The organism is Bacillus sp. K2I17, assembly GCF_002209985.1.
In the GTDB taxonomy this organism is placed as follows: Bacteria; Bacillota; Bacilli; order Bacillales; family Bacillaceae_G; genus Bacillus_A; species Bacillus_A wiedmannii.
In genome coordinates this window covers 71,291-91,486 of record NZ_NJGF01000020.1, presented here as the reverse complement: position 1 = coordinate 91,486, position 20,196 = coordinate 71,291, and the positions used below count along the sequence as shown (strand labels likewise).

At 37.2% G+C, this 20,196-nt stretch carries 18 protein-coding genes and 3 tRNA genes; 2 read left to right on the top strand and 19 right to left on the bottom strand.

Annotated elements, in window-relative coordinates:
* The 4 genes from CER22_RS33145 to CER22_RS20900 form a co-directional block, all read right to left on the bottom strand.
* A tRNA-Glu gene (locus CER22_RS33145) sits at positions 1-57 on the bottom strand.
* A gap of 16 nt (positions 58-73) precedes the next feature.
* A tRNA-Ser gene (locus CER22_RS20910) sits at positions 74-164 on the bottom strand.
* 3 nt (positions 165-167) lie between these two features.
* Positions 168-242 (bottom strand) — tRNA-Asn (locus CER22_RS20905).
* A gap of 114 nt (positions 243-356) precedes the next feature.
* A complete protein-coding gene (locus CER22_RS20900) occupies positions 357-815 on the bottom strand; it encodes a SprT family protein (RefSeq protein ID WP_000344252.1) in 459 nt (152 codons plus the stop codon).
* A gap of 195 nt (positions 816-1,010) precedes the next feature.
* Between CER22_RS20900 and cmpA the strand changes: the two genes are divergently transcribed.
* Complete coding sequence (gene cmpA / locus CER22_RS20895) at positions 1,011-1,127, top strand: cortex morphogenetic protein CmpA (protein WP_001143642.1); 117 nt, start codon at positions 1,011-1,013, stop codon at positions 1,125-1,127.
* A 57-nt stretch (positions 1,128-1,184) separates the two neighbouring features.
* Here cmpA and CER22_RS20890 read toward each other — a convergent pair whose 3' ends face one another.
* The 6 genes from CER22_RS20890 to acpS all read right to left on the bottom strand — a co-directional run bounded on the left by CER22_RS20890 (position 1,185) and on the right by acpS (position 7,128).
* Positions 1,185-3,353 (bottom strand): Tex family protein, encoded by a 2,169-nt coding sequence (locus CER22_RS20890; RefSeq protein ID WP_141542686.1) that lies wholly within the window; start codon positions 3,351-3,353, stop codon positions 1,185-1,187.
* A gap of 68 nt (positions 3,354-3,421) precedes the next feature.
* Positions 3,422-3,772, bottom strand: a complete 351-nt coding sequence (gene ndoA / locus CER22_RS20885) for a type II toxin-antitoxin system endoribonuclease NdoA (RefSeq protein ID WP_000635963.1) — start codon at positions 3,770-3,772, stop codon at positions 3,422-3,424.
* A gap of 4 nt (positions 3,773-3,776) precedes the next feature.
* On the bottom strand, positions 3,777-4,064 hold the full coding sequence (locus CER22_RS20880) for an antitoxin EndoAI (protein ID WP_000004570.1): 288 nt from the start codon (positions 4,062-4,064) through the stop codon (positions 3,777-3,779).
* Between the two features lie 309 nt (positions 4,065-4,373).
* Positions 4,374-5,543, bottom strand: a complete 1,170-nt coding sequence (alr, locus tag CER22_RS20875; RefSeq protein WP_088061745.1) for an alanine racemase — start codon at positions 5,541-5,543, stop codon at positions 4,374-4,376.
* Between the two features lie 118 nt (positions 5,544-5,661).
* The gene (locus CER22_RS20870; RefSeq protein WP_142293521.1) at positions 5,662-6,612 is read right to left on the bottom strand and encodes a LolA family protein; all 951 of its coding nucleotides are present in this window, start codon (positions 6,610-6,612) and stop codon (positions 5,662-5,664) included.
* Positions 6,613-6,768: 156 nt separating this feature from the next.
* Positions 6,769-7,128, bottom strand: a complete 360-nt coding sequence (gene acpS / locus CER22_RS20865; protein ID WP_000635044.1) for a holo-ACP synthase — start codon at positions 7,126-7,128, stop codon at positions 6,769-6,771.
* Positions 7,129-7,220: 92 nt separating this feature from the next.
* On the opposite strand from acpS, the gene CER22_RS20860 reads away from it, so the two are divergent.
* Positions 7,221-7,793: a rhomboid family intramembrane serine protease gene (locus CER22_RS20860; RefSeq protein ID WP_088061743.1), complete on the top strand. Its 573-nt coding sequence runs from the start codon at positions 7,221-7,223 to the stop codon at positions 7,791-7,793.
* Here the strand turns inward: CER22_RS20860 and uvsE are convergent.
* From uvsE to hppD, 9 genes are all read right to left on the bottom strand, one after another.
* Positions 7,786-8,748: a UV DNA damage repair endonuclease UvsE gene (uvsE, locus tag CER22_RS20855; RefSeq protein ID WP_048542883.1), complete on the bottom strand. Its 963-nt coding sequence runs from the start codon at positions 8,746-8,748 to the stop codon at positions 7,786-7,788. The two genes, CER22_RS20860 and uvsE, sit on opposite strands and share 8 nt — an antisense overlap.
* A 92-nt stretch (positions 8,749-8,840) precedes the next feature.
* Positions 8,841-10,427 (bottom strand): DEAD/DEAH box helicase, encoded by a 1,587-nt coding sequence (locus CER22_RS20850; protein ID WP_000206596.1) that lies wholly within the window; start codon positions 10,425-10,427, stop codon positions 8,841-8,843.
* 305 nt (positions 10,428-10,732) lie between these two features.
* The gene (gene murF, locus CER22_RS20845; protein WP_088121136.1) at positions 10,733-12,109 is read right to left on the bottom strand and encodes a UDP-N-acetylmuramoyl-tripeptide--D-alanyl-D-alanine ligase; all 1,377 of its coding nucleotides are present in this window, start codon (positions 12,107-12,109) and stop codon (positions 10,733-10,735) included.
* A gap of 60 nt (positions 12,110-12,169) precedes the next feature.
* The gene (locus tag CER22_RS20840; RefSeq protein ID WP_000161438.1) at positions 12,170-13,255 is read right to left on the bottom strand and encodes a D-alanine--D-alanine ligase; all 1,086 of its coding nucleotides are present in this window, start codon (positions 13,253-13,255) and stop codon (positions 12,170-12,172) included.
* Positions 13,256-13,624: 369 nt separating this feature from the next.
* Positions 13,625-14,896, bottom strand: coding sequence for an MDR family MFS transporter (locus tag CER22_RS20835; RefSeq protein WP_060486419.1), 1,272 nt, complete (start codon positions 14,894-14,896; stop codon positions 13,625-13,627).
* 108 nt (positions 14,897-15,004) lie between these two features.
* Complete coding sequence (locus tag CER22_RS20830; RefSeq protein ID WP_000809356.1) at positions 15,005-16,420, bottom strand: amino acid permease; 1,416 nt, start codon at positions 16,418-16,420, stop codon at positions 15,005-15,007.
* A 230-nt stretch (positions 16,421-16,650) separates the two neighbouring features.
* On the bottom strand, positions 16,651-17,823 hold the full coding sequence (locus tag CER22_RS20825; RefSeq protein ID WP_048542891.1) for a homogentisate 1,2-dioxygenase: 1,173 nt from the start codon (positions 17,821-17,823) through the stop codon (positions 16,651-16,653).
* The gene (locus CER22_RS20820) at positions 17,789-18,745 is read right to left on the bottom strand and encodes a fumarylacetoacetate hydrolase family protein (RefSeq protein ID WP_088609488.1); all 957 of its coding nucleotides are present in this window, start codon (positions 18,743-18,745) and stop codon (positions 17,789-17,791) included. Before CER22_RS20820 ends, CER22_RS20825 begins: the two co-directional genes overlap by 35 nt.
* A gap of 66 nt (positions 18,746-18,811) precedes the next feature.
* Positions 18,812-19,930: a 4-hydroxyphenylpyruvate dioxygenase gene (gene hppD, locus CER22_RS20815; RefSeq protein ID WP_088609487.1), complete on the bottom strand. Its 1,119-nt coding sequence runs from the start codon at positions 19,928-19,930 to the stop codon at positions 18,812-18,814.
* Positions 19,931-20,196: the final 266 nt, after the last annotated feature.

The following is a 20,196-nucleotide window of genomic DNA, read 5'->3' as shown; positions in this document are numbered from 1 at the left end:
TACGGGATTCGAACCCGTGTTACCGCCGTGAAAGGGCGGTGTCTTAACCACTTGACCAACGGGCCAGTATGTATGGCAGAGAAGAAGGGATTCGAACCCTCGCACCGCGTTAGCGATCTACTCCCTTAGCAGGGGAGCCCCTTGAGCCACTTGGGTACTTCTCTGTATGGCTCCGCAGGTAGGACTCGAACCTACGACCGATCGGTTAACAGCCGATAGCTCTACCACTGAGCTACTGCGGAATAATAAAGACAATTTGTATCTTATAAAATTTCTTATCGTAAGTCAAGATGTTTTTTCTCAACATCTTGTACAAACGTGACATGTTTATAATATACTGGATTGCGTTTTCACTGTCAAGATGTTTTCTTTATCAGGTTCAGTTTCCCTTTACACTTTCCGCAGACATATCTTTTTGTATTTATTTGACGTCTTCTTACATATTGAAGCAAACAGCCCATACATTCATACGTATAAACCTTTTTTTCCTTCTCTTCATTAATTATTCGTTTACAGAAGCGTGGCGCATCAACTTCTTTTAACAATTCACGAAAATCTCTATCCCGGTGCTTATAGCCCCTTCCTGTAATATGTAAGTGATAATGACAAAGCTCATGTTTAATGATTCCGACTAACTCTTCTTTCCCATACATTTCGTAATATCGATAATTCAGTTCAATGTTGTGTGTATTCAATAGATAACGTCCACCAGTTGTACGCAACCTACTATTGAACATAGCTCTATGTAAAAATGGCATTCCGAAGTATTGTAGTGATACTTCTTCCACCAGACGCTGTATTTCTTGCTCATCCACTCTCATTCCTCCTAAACTAAAAAATATTTTTACACTTTTCTCCTCCCTTATACATATATTAAATAGTACATATACCCATCCTCATTCAAGAAGCGTGGTTTCTAAAAATATAGCATGAATAGAAATCCACTCACCAACCTCTCATCAATAGTACCTTACATTTTTGAGAGTAGGATTAAACAAGGAGGGATTCCTATGCCTACGTGGCTAAAAAAACAAATGCAACGCGCATATTTTGAAAAAAACCGGTATCAAATTAAATTACTAAATGAATGCTGGTTTTATTATAGCAAAATACATCAAAGCTCATAATCCATTACACGTTTTATCCCATAAAAAAAGAGCAGTTTCATCTGCTCTCTTCTCTTACTATTCAATCGGCAACATGGATAGTGCAACGCGACCTTTTTTCGTATCAATATCATCTACCCATACCTTGACGATTTGTCCGACAGATACAATATCTAACGGATGCTTCACATACTGTTTGCTTAGTTTAGAAATATGTACTAAACCATCTTGTTTTACACCTACATCAACAAAAGCACCAAAATCAACAACGTTACGAACTGTTCCTTCCAGTTCCATACCACGTTTTAAATCTTCTAATTTCAAAATCCCTTTTTTCAGAAGCGGTTTAGGCAACTCATCCCTCATGTCTCGCTCTGGACTAATGAGCGCATCTATAATATCAACTAATGTTGGCTCCCCAACTCCCGTTTCTTGCGATAACTTAGAAATCTCCACTTCTTCTAAGCTCTTTTGTAATTGCAATTGCCCTACGTCATCTTTTGATAACCCTAGACTCTTCAATAACAATTCAACATTTTTATATTGTTCTGGATGAATACCCGTTCGATCTAACGGATTTGCCCCTTCTAATATACGTAAGAAACCTATGCATTGTTCATATGTCTTCGCACCTAGACGCGGTATTTTCTTTAAGTCTGTTCGTTTTGTAAATTTCCCTTCTTCTTCACGCTTTGCCACAATATTTTTCGCAACAGTTTTCGATAAACCCGAAACATATTGCAATAACGCAACTGAAGCTGTATTTACATTCACACCGACTTGGTTAACTGCCGTCTCTACTACAAATGTTAATGATTCATTCAACCTCTTTTGAGATACATCATGTTGGTATTGTCCAACCCCAACTGATTTAGGATCAATCTTCACAAGTTCAGCAAGTGGATCTTGCAGACGTCTCCCAATAGAAACAGCACTTCTTTCTTCAACCTGTAAATTCGGAAATTCCTCACGAGCTAAATCGGAGGCCGAATACACACTCGCACCAGCTTCGTTCACAATAATATAGAAGACTTCTTGTTTCACATTTTGTAATACATCAACTATAAATTCTTCCGATTCTCTAGAAGCTGTACCATTCCCAATCGCAATCATTTCAACTTGATATTTATCTATAATAGAAAGAACTTTCATTTTTGCATCTTCATATTTACGAACAGGTGGATGCGGATAAATAACATCAATATATAGAACCTTCCCAGTATCATCTACAACAGCTAATTTACAACCCGTTCTATATGCAGGATCTAAAGCTAACACAACCTTTCCTTTCATTGGAGGTTGTAATAACAAATTACGTAAGTTCTCAGAAAAAATATGTATCGCTTGTTCCTCAGCTGTTTCTGTTAATTCTTTTCGAATCTCTCTTTCAATGGAGGATTGAATTAATCGTTTATAACCATCCTCAATTGCTAACTTTACATAATGCGCACTTTTAGAATCGTTATCACGAATTACTCTCTTATATAAGAAAGTTACTATCTCATCTACTGGTGGAACAACAGAAACTCTCAATATATCTTCTTTCTCACCGCGATTCATCGCTAATACACGATGCGGTACTACTTTCTGCAACGGTTCTTCATAACTGTAATACATTTCATATATATTCTTTTCATCTTTCTCTTCATCTTTTACGGACGAAGACATAACACCTTTTCTAAAAGTAACATTCCGAATCCAACTACGATAAGCTGCTTCATCTGAAACGATTTCTGCAATAATGTCTTGGGCACCTTGTAATGCTTCTTCTGCAGATTGCACTTCTTTCTCTGCGTTAATAAACTCCACTGCCTTCTGATTTGGATCTTCTTTCTTATATAACAATAACCATTCAGCTAACGGCTCTAGTCCTTTTTCTTTTGCAATCGTTGCTTTCGTTCTTCTTTTCTCTTTATATGGACGATATAAATCTTCTACTTCTTGCAACTTTACAGCTTTAACAATTTGCTGACGTAACTCTCCTGTCAGTTTCCCCTTCTCATCAATAAGACGAAGAACCTCTTCTTTCCTATCTTCAAGCTGCATCATATATTGCCATCTCTCTAAAATTGTACGAATTTGCACTTCATCTAAAGAGCCTGTCCATTCTTTTCGGTAACGAGCAATAAATGGAACTGTGTTACCTTCTTCTGTTAATTGAATAACATGACGAACTTGCTTTTCGGTAAAGCCTAATTCCTTCACTAACATTTTCATTAACGCTTGTCGATTATCTACCATTTCCATATACAACCGTAACCTCCTCTATAATAAAAAAAAGTTGCCCTGTAAAGAGAGCAACTTAAACTGCCGATTTAAAAATCTATTAGTCCTAAACTAATTTGTAGCGCTTCATCTACACGAATCATCATCACTTCATCTAAGTGAGTGATTTTGTCCGTTAAGCGCTGCTTATCGATTGTTCGAATCTGCTCAAGTAAAATAACAGAATCTCTCTCAAAACCGTACTTTTTCGCATCAATTTCCACATGAGTGGGTAATTTAGCTTTTTGAATCTGTGCAGTAATAGCCGCTACAATCACCGTTGGACTAAAACGATTTCCGATGTCATTTTGAATGACAAGAACCGGACGAACGCCTCCTTGCTCAGAACCAACAACTGGGGAAAGGTCTGCAAAATACACGTCGCCGCGTTTTACAATCAAAATATTACCCCCCGCTAACTAAGCGTTCTACTGTATGAGCTGCTTCATACTCTGCTAAGAAAGCTTCCGATGCAATACCAAGATTAATTTTTCCCATTTCAATGTACCCACGTCGCATTGATTCATGTTGGTAGCGTTTCTTCGTCTTATGTTGACGCAATAACAGTTGTGTTGCCTGGCAAATTAGTTCATGGCGATTCTTATTCTCTTGTTTTCCAATTCCGTCCAATTCCGTTACCATTTGCTTTGGCAACCGAACCACGATTTCAGTAGTTACACTTGATTCGGACACAAAAATACACCTCCACCGTCAACTACACACCCAAATATATATATGACACCTATTGTAATAATACCATTGTATGGAGCCTGTTGCAAAGACTTCCTTATTCCTTGCTTATGTTTTCCAATTCACAAACAAAAAATTCATATTCTTTTATTTTTATCTTATTACAAACAAGACACGAAAGAGTTTCCCAGCAAAATTTACGTTAAATTATGTTAAAAGTAATGATAAGTAAAAAGCTTCTCATCAAAAATGAGCTTATTCTTAACCAATGAACAGTCCTCTCAAATGACAAGAAGCAAACCATACTACCTTCTATATATTGTTCAAATAATTGATTACTTCTACAACCTTGCCGTGCCGTATGAATATTCTCGGCACTCGGAAGCTTATCGTTGCAATAATTTCATAATTAATAGTCCCAGAATATTCAGCAACCTCAGTAGCACTAATATACTCATCACCTTGTTTTCCAATGAGTGTAACTTTCGTACCAAGCGGCACTTCACAAGGAAGGTGTATCATGAATTGATCCATTGTTACTCGACCTACAATCGGTACCCTTTTACCATTTATAAGCACTTCGAACCCTTGTAATCTTCTAAGCCATCCATCTGCATATCCAATCGCAACAGTTGCAATCCATTCTTCCGTTTTCGTTCGGTAAGTGACGTTATAACTAATCCCATCCCCTTTAATCACCTGTTTAATATGAGCAACTTTCGTATGCAGTGATAGCGCTGGTTCTAATTTAAACGGTAAAAAAGGGCGTATTTCTACAGACGGAGATAACCCATACATCGCAATGCCAATTCGTACTGCATTAAATGTAATCCCTTGAAAACGTAGCGTTGCAGCACTATTAGCTGTATGGACAAACTTAGGATCCACTCCGAACTCTTTCAACCAACTTAACTGCTGCAAAAATGTGTTATATTGCTTATCAAAGTAAGAAGTCTCCACCTCATCCGCTGTTGCAAAATGTGTATAAACTCCTTCTAATTCTAAAAATGGCGCACCTTCTAAACTCTTTAAAAATGCTTTTAATTCTTTTCGTTCGCGTATTCCAATTCTCCCCATACCACTATCGAAATTAATATGGTATTTCATTGTAGATGAACCATCCCAAAGTTTGATCGCTTCATCCACCCATTCTTTTTGAAAAACAGTTAACGCTACATCATTTTCAGCAGCTACATTGACATCACGAGGCGGGGAAGGACCTAACACTAAAATCGGCACAGTAATACCAGCCCTTCGAAGCACTAGAGCTTCATCTAAAAAGGCAACCGCTAACCTTGTCGCCCCTGCTTCTAATGCCGTTTTAGCTACCGGTACATAATCGTGTCCATATGCATTCGCCTTGACTACAGCAAAAATCTCTACATCACTTGGAATGAAATCTTTAATGTGTGTAATATTGTTATAGATCGCATCTAAATCCACTTCCACCCAAGTGTCACGGTAAAATGGTGCTTCTTCCATAAATACACTTCCTTATACACGATATGCGAAGCTTATTCTTTTATATGCTTCTTTTATGAAATCCACCCTTCAAACTAAGAAAAGACGTGGTGCACATATATCACCACGTCTAAGAAGTTTACTTCACTTGCTTCTCTGTAACTGAACGAGCAACCATTAATAGCTCCTTCGGCTCTAAACCTTTAGACACGAGCATATATTCTACTCCGTTATGCGACCACGTTAAAGAATCTTTCGTCAATGCCCCAATTGTAAAGTCAAGATCAACCAATTCTCCGCTCACACTTATCGCTGACGAAGCCTCTGCAACTTTTGCCTTTTCTTGTATCAAAGTAAAGGATTTCTTACTTCCAGTGTATGTGAGTATCGCACGCTTGCCACTGTCTGTCTTCAACTCTTTTTCATCTTTCAAAACCATACCTTGCGGCGTATCACGCGGATACAAAATAGCAAATGGTTTGTCTTCTTTCGCTGTTGTTTGAACATCTACTTGCGCTCTAGACATATTTTGTTTCGTATCAAATGCACCTTTATCAAATTTCGCATCAAATTTCACTTTTGAGAAATCTACTTTCACAAGAACATTTTGATCATTATCCATTAACTTCACCGAAACTGGTGTTAAATCACTTTTCTTCAATGTAATCTCTTGTTTCGGCAACATGTTTTGATGTTGATAGTTTGTTTTTGTTTTAAAAATATAATACTTATCTGTTTTTTCAAAAGTAAGGTTTTTCTTATCCTGCAAAATATCTCTCACAAGGGATTCATATAAATAAGCCTGGCTACTATTTTGCGGCCAATCACTTTGGAAACGGAAACTCTTATTAAGTGCTGGCGTTAATACAAATACCCCTTCTTCATTTCTTAAAATAATTTGGCTTTGATCTTTTTTCGCATTCTGCAAATTCACACGATAAAAAGAAGGTTCCTTATGCCATATTTCTACCTTGTACTCCTGAGGCTCATTCCCTGTTTTAATAGATAATTTTGCTTCAGCTTGATAACTTTTCATCCCTTTTACTTTCGCCTCTAAATCTCTCACAACATCATCTTGTTTCTTTTCCATACAACCCGCCAACACAAAAACGGTTAATAAACCGACAAGAACTAAAAACAGACGCCTTTTCATCACTTCAGCCCCTTTGCCCCTATAAATGAATGGAAGATGTACCTTCCTTATCGCTACATCAAATATATGAGACAAAGATATAAAATATGCAGACTAGCGTGACGAGCTTTCTAAAACAACTTGAGCAACAGCAAATTCCTTACTATGACTAATTGATAAATGAACAATATGCTCTGTACTTGTAACGAGAATCGGCTTACCTCTATCATCATTCCTTACTTCAATATCTAAAAAACTTACTTCTTTTCCAATACCAGTTCCTACCGCTTTTGAATACGCCTCTTTCGCTGCAAATCTTCCAGCTACAAACTCTGTAAGGCGACTTCCCTTCAGCTCCTTAGCAACATTACGTTCACTTTCAGTTAAAATACGCTCCATAAATTTAAGTTTTCCATCTAGCATTTTTTCTATTCGATTCAATTCAATAATATCGATTCCAATCCCTACAATCATTTCAAAATCCCCTTCTTCTATTTAGCTTTCTTTTTTCATATTGTAAGAATAACAGAGAATCTTTCTGATGCAAAAGGAGTGATACTCACAACATGCTAATACCTTCTGCCCGCATTTCCTTACAACCAATCGTCATCGCTTTACTTCTCATACAATTAGTCATGATTATGTTAGGCGACTTTCTTCTCTTTCCCATGGCATCCTACAATGAATATATCGCTAAAGGAGAATGGTGGCGTCTCATAACTTCCTTACTTGTACATGTAGACTTACAACATTTCCTTTCTAATAGTATTTGTTTATTTGTGCTTGGCTCTTCTATTGAAAAACAACTAGGGCACTTTTCTTTCATCATTATTTTTTTCCTTTCTGGAACTCTTGGAAATATTTCTTCTTATCTCATTATGCCTCTTGAATATATTCATGCCGGGGCATCTGGTGGTATTTTCGGATTGCTAGGTGCACAATTATTTCTATTGTATAGTCGATATCGTTCTTCCAATCCAAGAGACATTGCTATTTTTTCAATCATGATATGTATATTACTACTATTCACTTTCTTCAATCCCTCCGCTAACCCTATAAGCCATTTAACAGGATTGATTATTGGTGGTATTTGCACTCCTTTATTAACAAAAAAATTCGATGGTGCAGAGCTTATTTAATATAAAAGCTCGCACCATCGACAATTTCTACATCTGTTTGTTTACTTAAATCTCTCATTAGTTGAAATAAAGACTCATCCTTCTTCTTCGCTTCAATCATACAATCAATTTGCGGAACACTTCCCTTTATCTTTTTTAAAAAAGATAAAAAAGTATCTACATCAATAAAGTCCGCATGCGCTCTCGGGTCTTTTCCCTCTCTAGGACTAGAAATGTGCATTTTCACTGGTAACAAAGACGATTCCCACGTATGTACAACACGCGCCCAATCTTCATGCCAATCTTCTCGATCATTATTCATCATATGGTGATGCAAATCAAACACGACTGGAATATCTAATTTTTCACCTAAATACAATGTTTCTTCTAAAGAAAAGGTCGTATCATCATTTTCTAATATGACCATCTCTTGGATACTTCTTGGAACACTTGACCAATTTTCTATAAAGCGTTCTAATGCGAGTTCCTTATCTTTATAACCTCCACCCACATGTAATACGCATCGTTGCTTATGTTCAATCCCCATACCTTTTAATAATTTTTTATGCATCTGCAATGTCTTTACAGATTGTTTAAAAATATTCTCTTCAGGTGAATTCAGCACAACGAAATGATCTGGATGAAAATCAATACGCATATTCATTCGAATAGCGTAATCACCTAGTACTTTTAAATTTTCTTTTAAGGGGCGAATATAGTTCCACTCTAACAACTCCTCATGATTCGCTAAAGGAACAAGCTTGGAACTAAGCCGAAAGAAAGATATATCATGCCCTTTATTATGCTTTAATAACCGTAAACAATTTTCTAAATTCGAATTAGCAATTCTTTCGAGTTTACGAATTGCAGCCTCTCGATCACCAATTCGTTGAAACTGCGCATATGTCATCGTTTGAGATGGAGATGCATTCTTTAAATGTACACTCATCGCAACATATCCAAGTCTTACAAGCATGTAGCACCTCTTTTCTACACAAGTTATTATGTAGTATGTACAATTACAGAAATAAAAAAAGAGAATGCCAGCAAAGGGCATTCTCTTTTTTATTAAGCTTGTGGACGGCTATGATGTTTTCTTTCGCCACGTCCATTTGAAGATCCAGGGCGACCTTGACCTTCACCTTTACGACCACGGCTACCACCATCACGATTGCGATCACGGTTACGGCCATCGCCACCACGGCTACCACCATCACGATTGCGATCACGGTTACGACCATCGCCACCGCCGCGTCCGTCACGACTACGATTACGGTTACCATCACGGTATCCGCCTCCGTTACCGCCGCGTTTTTTAGAACCGCCACCTCTTGAAACAACTGGTGGTTCTGACGTTAAAGCGATTGGAGTTGTATCTGGCTCTTTTGTCATCATTTTTAAAGCAGCAGCTACTACTGTTACAGAATCATTCTCTTCTAACATTTCTTCTGCAATACGCTTGTAGTATGATAAATTATCATTTTCAATTGTGCTTTGAAGTTTTTCAGCGATTAAACGTTGTTGACCTTCTAATGCCTCGTCAAGTGTCGGTGCTTCCATACGATCAACTTTACGTTTTGTAGTGCGCTCGATATTTTTTAATTGTCCTGATTCACGTGGTGTTACAAATAACATTGCAATACCTTTTTTACCTGCACGGCCAGTACGACCGATACGGTGAACGTATGATTCTGGATCTTGTGGGATATCGAAGTTATATACATGTGTTACGCCTGAAATATCAAGACCACGTGCAGCAACGTCTGTTGCAACAAGAACTTCAATAGCACCTTCTTTAAATTTACGTAATACAGACATACGCTTCGCTTGTGTTAAGTCACCGTGAATACCTTCTGCTGCATAACCACGTAAGTTTAATGCTTCTGATAATTCATCAACACGACGCTTTGTACGACCGAATACGATTGCAAGCTCTGGAGATTGAATATCTAATAAGCGTGTTAACACGTCAAACTTTTTCTTTTCTTGCACTTCTAAATAGAACTGCTGAATGTTTGGCATTGTTACTTCTTTTGCTTTTACTTTAATGTGTTGAGGCTCAGTCATGAAACGCTCAGCAATACGACGGATTGGATCTGGCATTGTCGCTGAGAATAATAATGTTTGATGTGTATCTGGCACATCTGTTAAAATCGCTTCAATATCTTCAATGAAGCCCATGTTTAACATTTCATCCGCTTCGTCAAGAACAACTGTCTCTACGTTTTGTAAGCGAAGTGTTTTACGGTTAATATGATCTAAAATACGACCCGGCGTACCAACAATAATGTGTGGGTGTTTTTTTAGAGCACGAATTTGGCGGTTAATATCTTGACCACCATAGATTGGTAAAATACGAACGCGTTTATGTTTACCAATTTTGTACAGCTCTTCTCCAACTTGAATTGCTAATTCACGCGTTGGCGCGATAACAATACCTTGAACTGCTTCTTTATTTGTATCCACTTTATCTAATAGTGGTAATCCGAATGCTGCTGTTTTCCCTGTACCTGTTTGCGCTTGCCCAATAATATCCTTACCTTGCAATGCATGTGGAATTGTTTCAGCTTGAATCGGCGTAGCCTCTTCAAAGCCCATACTTTCAACAGATTGTAGTAAAGACTCACTTAATCCTAATTCTCGAAATGTTGTCAATGTTACTTCTCCTTTTCTATCCTATACTTATCATTTAAAAAAAGGCGTTTTCCGAATTTGCGGAAAAGCCCTTTTCCTGAATGCTCACGTATATAAACGGGCGTATATTCTTCGCGAAAATACTTCTAAACGTTATTACACTTTATCAATTATAAGTTTTGTATGTGCAAAAAGCAAACCCAACTGTTACCTTATTTTCATATTCAGAGTTTTTTTCTTCACTTTTATTTTTTTATATTTACTGTAAGCGCTTATTATAAGTTTCTTCTATTTTCGCATCTATCATCCCTATTTATATACACCAATTATTTCAACATCGTAATTACTTCTTCCAATTTCATGCCGCGAGATGCTTTTATTAATACAACATCTTTCACATCAACTACTGCTTGTAACTCTTTTACTAGCTCCTCTTTATTATCATACGCTTTTACACGCTCAATAGGGAAATTAATTTTCGCTCCTTCAGCAATTTGAGCCCCTAATTTACCATATGTGAACACATATGAGATTTTTGCTGGATCGATTAATTTACCTACCTCATAATGGAATTGTACTTCTTGATCACCAAGTTCTAGCATATCACCAAGTACAACAATTTTTTTAGCAAATCCATCTAAACCATTCATTAGGTGGAACGCTGCTTCCATAGCCGTTGGACTTGCATTATAAGCATCATTGATAATTGTTAAACCACTATTTGTTTTTACAATTTCCATACGCATGCCTGTCATTTGAAGTGTTACTAAACCTTCTTTCATCTCTTCCCACGTTACACCAAAATATTTCGCAATTGCCATTGAAGCAAGCGTATTGTACACATTGTGTTTTCCTAATACTGGTAAGTAGAATGAAATATTTTCTTCTCTATTCATTTTAAAATGTGTCCCAGTTGCCTGTAATGTTACAGTCGTTGGATAGTAATCATTTGCTCTAGCATCACCAAACGTAACTGTTTCAGCTATTAAATTCATTTCAGGAACACGATTTGTTAATAATGGCTCATCTCCGTTATATACGAATACTCCACCTTCTTGTAATCCTGTCACAATTTCTAATTTCGCTTCAGCAATTGCTTCACGAGAGCCTAAGTCCATTAAATGTGCCTCACCGATGTTCGTAATGATAGCTGCATTTGGACGTGCTAACTTAGATAAGAATTCAATTTCCCCTCGGCTGGACATACCCATCTCTAATACAGCTACTTCTGTATTTTCTTCTAAGTTTAAAATAGTAAGAGGTAACCCAATATGGTTATTAAAGTTTCCTTCTGTTTTTTGAACTTTGAATTTAGTCGCAAGAAGACTTGTTACAATATCTTTTGTAGATGTTTTACCGTTACTCCCTGTCACACCAATAACTTTCACATCCAATTGATTGCGATAGTTTTTCGCTAACATTTGTAATGCTGATAACGTGTCTTCCACAAAAATAACGGGAAGATTCTCAGGTGGATTTGCTACATCTTTCATCCATAATGTCGCCACAGCTCCATTTTCAACGGCTTTATCTACAAAAGCATGTCCATCGAAACGTTCACCTTGAATCGGAACATATAAGTTTCCATTTTCAATTTTTCTCGTATCAATAGAGACTCCTTGTATAGTAATTCCCTCATATTGCTCTGCTAATCCCGTACCATTTACCATCTGTTCTACTTGTTTTAACGTTCGATTTATCATGAGAACACTCCTTACATAGAGGAAGCACTATTCCTGCGAATAGTGCTTCCTCCTTTTTTGTTAGATTGTATATTTAATTTTTTGTTTTTCTTCGTGACGCTCAATCGCTAAACGAATTAGCTCTTCAATTAATTCCGGATACGGTAATCCAGTATGTTGCCATAGTAGAGGGAACATACTAAACGGCGTAAACCCTGGCATCGTATTCACTTCGTTAATATATACTTCTCCGTCTTTCGTTAAGAAGAAATCAGCTCTTGTTAAGCCAGCACTATCTAACGATTGGAATGCAATAATTGCATCTCGCTTAATGACATTAGACTCTTCTTCTGTCATTTCAGCCGGAATAATTAATGCTGTATCGCCATCGATATATTTCGACTTATAATCATAGAAGTCCTTTTTCGGTACGATTTCACCTACAACTGAACATTTCGGTTCATCATTACCTAATACACCAACTTCTACTTCACGTCCAACAATATTTTCTTCTACAATAATTTTGCGATCAAATTGGAATGCCTCTTCAAATGCATTCTCAAGCTCTTCACGATTTTTACACTTATTAATACCAACACTTGAACCAAGGTTTGCTGGTTTTACGAAGCAAGGATATCCTAAAACTTCTTCTACTTTTTCGTATGCTGTTTCACAATCTTTTTCCCATGCACTACGAATAAACGATGCATACTTCGCTTGTTTCAATCCAGCTTCTGCAAAGATGTTTTTCATAACAACTTTATCCATACCAGCAGCAGATGCTAGAACACCATTTCCTACATAAGGAATGTTCATTAATTCTAATAATCCTTGAACCGTTCCATCTTCACCATTTGGTCCATGTAATAATGGGAAAATAACGTCGATAGCATTTTCCTCAGAAGCTGCAGATGGAATGATTTCTGTGCTTAATGATAACGGAGAAATCGCATTTTCTGCACCGCTCATTTTTAGAACTTCAACATCTGTTACTTCACCTTCAATACGCTCACCGCGCACCCATTGACCTTGTTCTGTAATATAAATTGGATGAATCTCGAATTTATCTTGATTTAATGCTTTAATAGCAGCAAGAGCCGTTTGTAGCGAAACTTGATGCTCAGCTGATTTTCCACCATATAATAAACCTAATTTAATTTTTGTCACTGAAATCACCCTAACCAATTGTTTTCATTTTTCTATTTTAGCACTTTTTATAAAAATAGGTAGTTCCTATTTGAAATAAAATGTAACTTCCACAAATAATTAAATGACACCACTTATTGGTTTTCTATACTTTTTCTACTTAACTTTCTTCATAAATATACAAAATTAAATTCTAAAATACAGTGAAACTTTAATTAACGAGGGGCCATCCCCACTAATTATCAGCCCGCACCAATCGGACAGTTATCTCCCGCCGAATTTTGAGGTGGAAGTCTTACTGCCCATAAATAGCGGGATAAAATTGTAATCCAATCTAGTTATGTACCTAAAATATGTAGAAATCCCCTTTTTGTGTATGTCATCTACTCATTAAGAAGACTGTTTGGTCAGTGTGCCTTTTTGCCTTTGCTCAACGAGACGATCTAAAGAAACATATACAATACCTGCAACTACACATCCTACAGCTAAAATTGTAAATAGAAAGTGGCCAAGTAATCGATCCAATAAAAAACCGCCAAGAAGTGGACCGAATGCGCCTCCTGTAATCCACTGCAAACTGGCAGCTCCCATATAAGTCCCTCTCAAGTGCTCAGGGGCCAAATTCGCTACAAACGTCATCTGTACAGGCGACATAATCATCTCACCTAACGTATATATGGCATAAACGAACAGCAACGTTATTAAAATAATCGTAGCATTTGCATCAAATTCCCCAAACCACTTCGGTAACCATCCTATAAAGAACAAACCAACACCGAACAAACATGCACCATATAACATCGTCTTTCCGACAGGTTTATCTGTGGCCCATTTTGAAATTTGAAATTGGAACAACACAACTAATAGTCCATTTAAAGCCATTAAATATGGATATGGATTGTTAGTTCCAAAAATGCCTTTCATTTCATTATCAAAGTGCAGCGGCAACATGCCCTCTGTTTGAGAAAATCCCATCGAAATAATGATACCTGCTAACAAATAAATCATTAGTGCCTTATCTCTCATTACAATTTTCCAAACCGCCTCTGATTCCTTTTCTTTATTTTCTTCTTTATTCGCACTCTTTGGCATTGTCTCTTGAATAAGAATGAATACAAGTAATGCATAAAATAACATCGTAGACGAGGCAATAATAAACACAAGGTTCTTCGACAACATAACTACTGAAGCACCCATTATCGGGCCAATTGCAGCACCTATATTGTGCCCCATTCGTAATAAACCATATGCTTCTGTTCTTTTTTCAGGTGCTGTTACATCCGCAACCATTGCTGATGCAGCGGGATGGAATAATGAATTACTGAGCCCTAAAAAAATAGATAAAATAGCATAAGGAATAAATCCTTCTATAAATAAAAAACCTAGCATGAACAAAGCATTACTCACCATTGAAAAAATCATTATTGGCTTTCTTCCATATATATCAGCAATCCTCCCACCGAGAAGAGAACCGAAACTTGCGGCAATCGGAGAAAGTGCCATAATAACCCCTACTTCCAATAACGAATCCACCTTATCTTTTAAATATAGGGCAAAAAAAGGCATCAACATCATCATTGCAATTCCATTTAACGTTTCGCCAATAAACCGAATCCATATGTTTCGGTCCATCTCCCTTAACTCACGCCACGTATTTTTCATACATTCCCCCCTCAGTTCCCCAACAATTATATTATATACACAATCAGAAAAATGTAAATTTTCAGAATAAAAAATCCATCCTAACAGAATTAGAATGGATTTTTCAACTTATAAATTCGCTGCATCTTCTTCGTCTTTACTATTATTTAAAGCACTATGTTTTCGGCTATATAAGAAGTAAACTGCAATACCGATAACCATCCATACCCCAAAACTAATCCAAGCAGTTCCGGATAACTGAAGCATTAAATATAAACAAAAAATCACCGTTAATGCTGGTAAAAATGGTACAAGTGGTGCCTTAAATGCTCTTGGTAAATCCGGATGAGTTCTTCTCATTACAATAACAGCAACAGCTACAAGTGCAAAGGCTGATAAAGTCCCCATATTTACAAGATGCGCTAACACATTTAAATCTATTAATCCTGAAATAAGTGCTGCAATAATTCCTGTTGTCCATGTATTTAAAAATGGTGTTTTAAATTTTGGATGGACTTTAGCAAGGCGCTTCGGCAATAATCCATCTCTACTCATTGCATACGAAACACGTACTTGCCCATACATCATAACTAACATTACTGTTGTGATTCCTGTAATTGCTCCTACTGAAATTACTCCCGCTAAACTATCTTGTCCAATAAATTGAAGTGCAAAAGCAACTGGATCTGATATATTTAACTGTCCGTATGGAACAATTCCTGTCAAAATAAGTGAAACAACAATATAAAGAACCGTACAAATTAATAAAGATGCAATAATGCCAATTGGTAAATCACGTTGTGGACGTTTCACTTCTTCTGCTGCCGTTGAAACTGCATCAAACCCTATGAATGCAAAAAACACTGTAGCAGCTCCAGCCATTACACCATCTAAGCCAAACGGCATAAAAGGTGTCCAATTTTCAGGTTTTACATAATTAAAACCAGCAAAGATAAATATGAGAACAACCGCTAATTTAATAAACACCATAATGTTATTTATTCGTGCACTTTCACGAACACCTCTAGATAAAAGAACTGTCATTACTAAAATAATTAGAACCGCAGGCAAATCAATTATTCCACCCTTTCCTGTACCAGGGGCCGAGGAGAGAATGGTAGGAATATGGATCCCAAACCCCTTTAATAAAGATTGAAAATAAGCGGACCAACCGTTTGCTACAGCAGATGTAGCGAGTAAATACTCAAGCATTAAGTCCCATCCAATTAAAAATGCGAATACCTCTCCCATCGTCGCATATGTGTACGTATACACACTGCCTGAGACAGGAACTGAAGAAGCGAATTCAGCATAACAAAATGCAGCAAAGGCACAGGCTAACGCGGCTATCGCAAATGATAATATAATAGCTGGCCCAGAATGTTTTGCTGCTACCACGCCCGTTAGAACAAAAATACCTGTTCCAACAATTGCCCCGATTCCAAGCATAGTTAAATCCAATGCACCCAATGTTCTTGCTAACGTCTTTTGCTTACTCTCTTGCATTAGCTTTGCAATAGGCTTCTTTTGAAAAATTTGCTTCATAGCATGCTCCTCCAAGTTTTAAATTTTCTGAAAATTTTTAATTCGCTTTTTTATTTTACTCATTGCACTTTCCCCAGTCAATACTTTTGTCGAAATAAGTAGAAATCTTTCGGAACATACAATATCCTTATCGTTGTTTCTATATATCTTTCCGTATTTTTTTTGGTATTATTATACATGTCGATTCCACAAAAGAGGCATGCTCACTTATTGAGCATGCCTCTTTTTACCTATTTCACAGTATGTGAACCTTCTTCAATCCAGCTATACATATATTTTTCATCTTCTGTTTCATGTGCTTGCTTTACAATACGAAGCGGACGGAACGTGTCTATCATAACAGCTAGTTCAAGTGTTTCTTTCTTCCCTATACTTCCCTCTGTTTTCCCAGGATGCGGCCCATGAGGAATTCCGCTCGGATGAAGTGTAATAGAACCTTCTTCCACACCTTTCCGGCTCATAAAGTTTCCTTCTACATAGTACAGTACTTCATCACTATTCACGTTACTATGATAATATGGTGCCGGAATAGATTCTGGATGATAGTCGTATAAACGTGGTACGAAAGAACAAATAACGAAATTGTGACCTTCGAACGTTTGATGTACTGGAGGTGGCTGATGAATACGACCTGTGATTGGTTCAAAGTCCTCTACATTAAAGACCCACGGATATAAATAGCCATCCCAACCAACAACATCTAACGGATGGTGCCCTAAAACATGTTTATGCATATAGCCTCGCGACTTTGTCATTACGACAAACTCACCTTTTTGATCATACGTCTCTAATTTTTCAGGACCACGAATATCTCTCTCACAAAACGGACTATGCTCTAACAATTGTCCATATTCATTCCGATAACGACGCGGCGTTGTGATTTGACTATTTGCCTCTACAACAAGAAACTTAGTCTCTCCCTCATCTGGAATAACACGATAAATCGTTCCAATTGGGATTGTTACATAATCACCTTTTCGATAGTGAATCGTTCCAAACATCGTTTCAATTTTCCCTGTTCCGTAATGAACAAATAACATTTCATCACCATCACCATTACGGTAGAAATAGTCCATTTTTTCTGTTGGAGCCACTACTCCAATTAATAAATCCTCATTCCCAAGCATAAAATTCCTTCCGCTTACTGCATCGCCAGTTTTTTTATTTTCTTTCGTGCGAAAATGACGATGAGCAAGAGCTACATCTTCTTCATACTGCAACTGACAAGAATGAGATAATGCCGCATGACCTACTTCCGTTGGCATATAATGATGGTACAAAATAGATTGCGTACCAGAAAAACCTTTTGTTCCCATTACCTGTTCGCGATAAAGCGACCCATCTTTTTTACGGAATTGTACATGTCGTTTATGAGGTAGCTCCCCCATGTGACGATAAAACATGCCCATCACCTGCTTCCATTTCTTTTTTGACCGTATTACGTAACGTACCTAAACCAGTAATCGTAAGTTCTACAACATCCCCATCTTGCAGCCACCCTTCCGTACCCAGTTCTAAAACACAACCTGTTCCTACTGTCCCAGAACCAATCACATCGCCTGGATATAACGTAACGTCTTCCGAAGCACGTTCAATCATTTCAGCAAATGTATAGTAAATATCTTGGAAGTTCCCCTTTGATAATAGCTTTCCATTTACATGAGCAGTCATCTCTAACTCATAACGGTCACCGTTACGATAAACATCCAATTCCTCTTTCGTAACAAGGTGCGCTCCTAATGAAGTTGCAAAATCTTTTCCTTTTGCTGGACCAAGTCCTACCTTCATTTCTGTTGCTTGTAAGTCCCTTGCACTCCAGTCGTTCATAATACAATAACCAAAAATGTATTCCTCTGCTTGCTCACGAGAAATATTTCTTCCTTCTTTCCCAATTACGCAAGCGATCTCTAACTCATAATCAAGCTTTTTAGATTTCTTCGGACCAATTACAAAATCATCTGGACCAATTACAGCACGATGGTTCGTAAAATAAAAAACCGGGATATCGTACCATTCAGGTACAACCTCTAGCCCTCTCCGGCCGCGGGCCGTTTTTACATGCTGTTCAAACGCGTAAAAATCCCGAATACTACTCGGATTAGGAATTGCCGCCGCTAATTGCACTTCCTCTAAGGAATATATACCCTTTTCCGGATTCTCCATATTACGCAATACTTCTACATACTCATCCGCTTTCTCTAAAAAGGCGAACATAGAAGAAGGTAATTTTCCATCACTAGCAAGATTCATATCAATTACTTTGTCACCTTCAAGCCATCCAGCTCGCATTTCTTTCGAAGGAAGACGAAATGTAACAAATTTCATCATGATTCCTCCCTATGAAAATGAAATTTCCACCAGCAAAGAGACTTTTGCTGGTGGATACAAATCTTATAAGTTTCCGCGACGTTCCTGTTCTCTTTCAATTGATTCAAATAATGCTTTAAAGTTCCCTTCTCCAAATCCGCGAGAACCTTTACGTTGAATAATTTCAATAAATAAAGTTGGACGATCTACAATTGGTTTCGTAAAGATTTGTAGTAAGTATCCTTCCTCATCGCGATCTACTAAAATCTTTAATTCTTTTAACCTATCAATTTCTTCATCAATTTTCCCAACTCGCGCACTTAACTCATCATAATAAGTATCAGGTGTATCTAAAAACTCCACGCCATTTTCACGAAGTGCTTCCACTGTTTTAACGATATCGCTTGTTAATAAAGCAAGATGTTGTACACCTGCTCCATTATAGAATTCTAGATATTCTTGAATTTGCGATTTTCTCTTTCCATCTGCTGGCTCGTTAATAGGGAACTTAATACGACTTCCATTTGTCATAACTTTCGACATTAATGCTGAATACTCTGTACTAATATCGTCATCATCAAAATGAATCATTTGTTTAAAGCCCATAACATTCTCATAATAGCTAACCCATTCTTCCATTTTCTCAACATTACCAACTACGTGATCTACAGCAATTAAACCTGACTCTTCAAATGGAATATTAAACTCCACTTGTTGGATTCCTGGCATAAATGTTCCTTTATAATTTTTACGCTCTACAAGCGTGTGAATTGTATCACCATACGTACCAATAACTGCTTTTTTCAGTGTACCGTGCTCGTCTGTTAATTCCACAGGTGGAGCAATTGCAACTGCACCACGTTTCACAGCTTCCGAATATGCTTTGTCAACATCGTCAACAAGTAAAGCAACATCTTTTACACCATCACCATGTGTCTTTACAAATTCTGCGATACGATTATCGCTACTTAAAGCTCCAGACACAACAAAACGCATATTTTTTTGCACAAGAACATAAGATACCTTTTCACGGTTACCAGTTTCTAATCCAGAGTAAGCCACAATTTTGAACCCGAATGCTCTCGCGAGGTAATAACTTGATTGCTTTGCATTTCCTACGTAAAATTCCAAATGATCTACATCACGTACCGGAAAAAAGTCCTCCATTTGTGCAGCTAGCGTATCCATAGATTTTTGTTTCATAAAATCCTCATCCCCCTGTAAATAGATTAAATGGTTCATACTTAAAACCAACCGAAAACGCTTCCAACATCAATTAATAGAAATTAGTTAGCAAGCTAACAAATTCTGACCTTTAAAATTTTCTATCTTTTCTGTCAAATTCCTCTTTTTTTCTTACATATAAAATTCGACTTTTTTCTCTTTACATGACGGAGGGAATATTCATACTTGAAGGTATATAGGAGAGGAAAACAAAAAAGACCCCAACATATTAACTACTTACTAAT

Coding starts and splice junctions, on each gene's coding strand:
- hppD (WP_088609487.1), bottom strand. CDS start 19,930: ATGAAACAAAAATCTATGGATACGCTAGCTGCACAAATGGAGGACTTT.
- CER22_RS20890 (WP_141542686.1), bottom strand. CDS start 3,353: ATGGAAATGGTAGATAATCGACAAGCGTTAATGAAAATGTTAGTGAAG.
- CER22_RS20835 (WP_060486419.1), bottom strand. CDS start 14,896: ATGAAAAATACGTGGCGTGAGTTAAGGGAGATGGACCGAAACATATGG.
- CER22_RS20860 (WP_088061743.1), top strand. CDS start 7,221: ATGCTAATACCTTCTGCCCGCATTTCCTTACAACCAATCGTCATCGCT.
- murF (WP_088121136.1), bottom strand. CDS start 12,109: ATGATAAATCGAACGTTAAAACAAGTAGAACAGATGGTAAATGGTACG.
- CER22_RS20820 (WP_088609488.1), bottom strand. CDS start 18,745: ATGAAATTTGTTACATTTCGTCTTCCTTCGAAAGAAATGCGAGCTGGA.
- CER22_RS20870 (WP_142293521.1), bottom strand. CDS start 6,612: ATGGAAAAGAAACAAGATGATGTTGTGAGAGATTTAGAGGCGAAAGTA.
- alr (WP_088061745.1), bottom strand. CDS start 5,543: ATGGAAGAAGCACCATTTTACCGTGACACTTGGGTGGAAGTGGATTTA.
- cmpA (WP_001143642.1), top strand. CDS start 1,011: ATGCCTACGTGGCTAAAAAAACAAATGCAACGCGCATATTTTGAAAAA.
- CER22_RS20825 (WP_048542891.1), bottom strand. CDS start 17,823: ATGTTTTATCGTCACATGGGGGAGCTACCTCATAAACGACATGTACAA.
- CER22_RS20830 (WP_000809356.1), bottom strand. CDS start 16,420: ATGAAGCAAATTTTTCAAAAGAAGCCTATTGCAAAGCTAATGCAAGAG.
- acpS (WP_000635044.1), bottom strand. CDS start 7,128: ATGATTGTAGGGATTGGAATCGATATTATTGAATTGAATCGAATAGAA.
- uvsE (WP_048542883.1), bottom strand. CDS start 8,748: ATGCTTGTAAGACTTGGATATGTTGCGATGAGTGTACATTTAAAGAAT.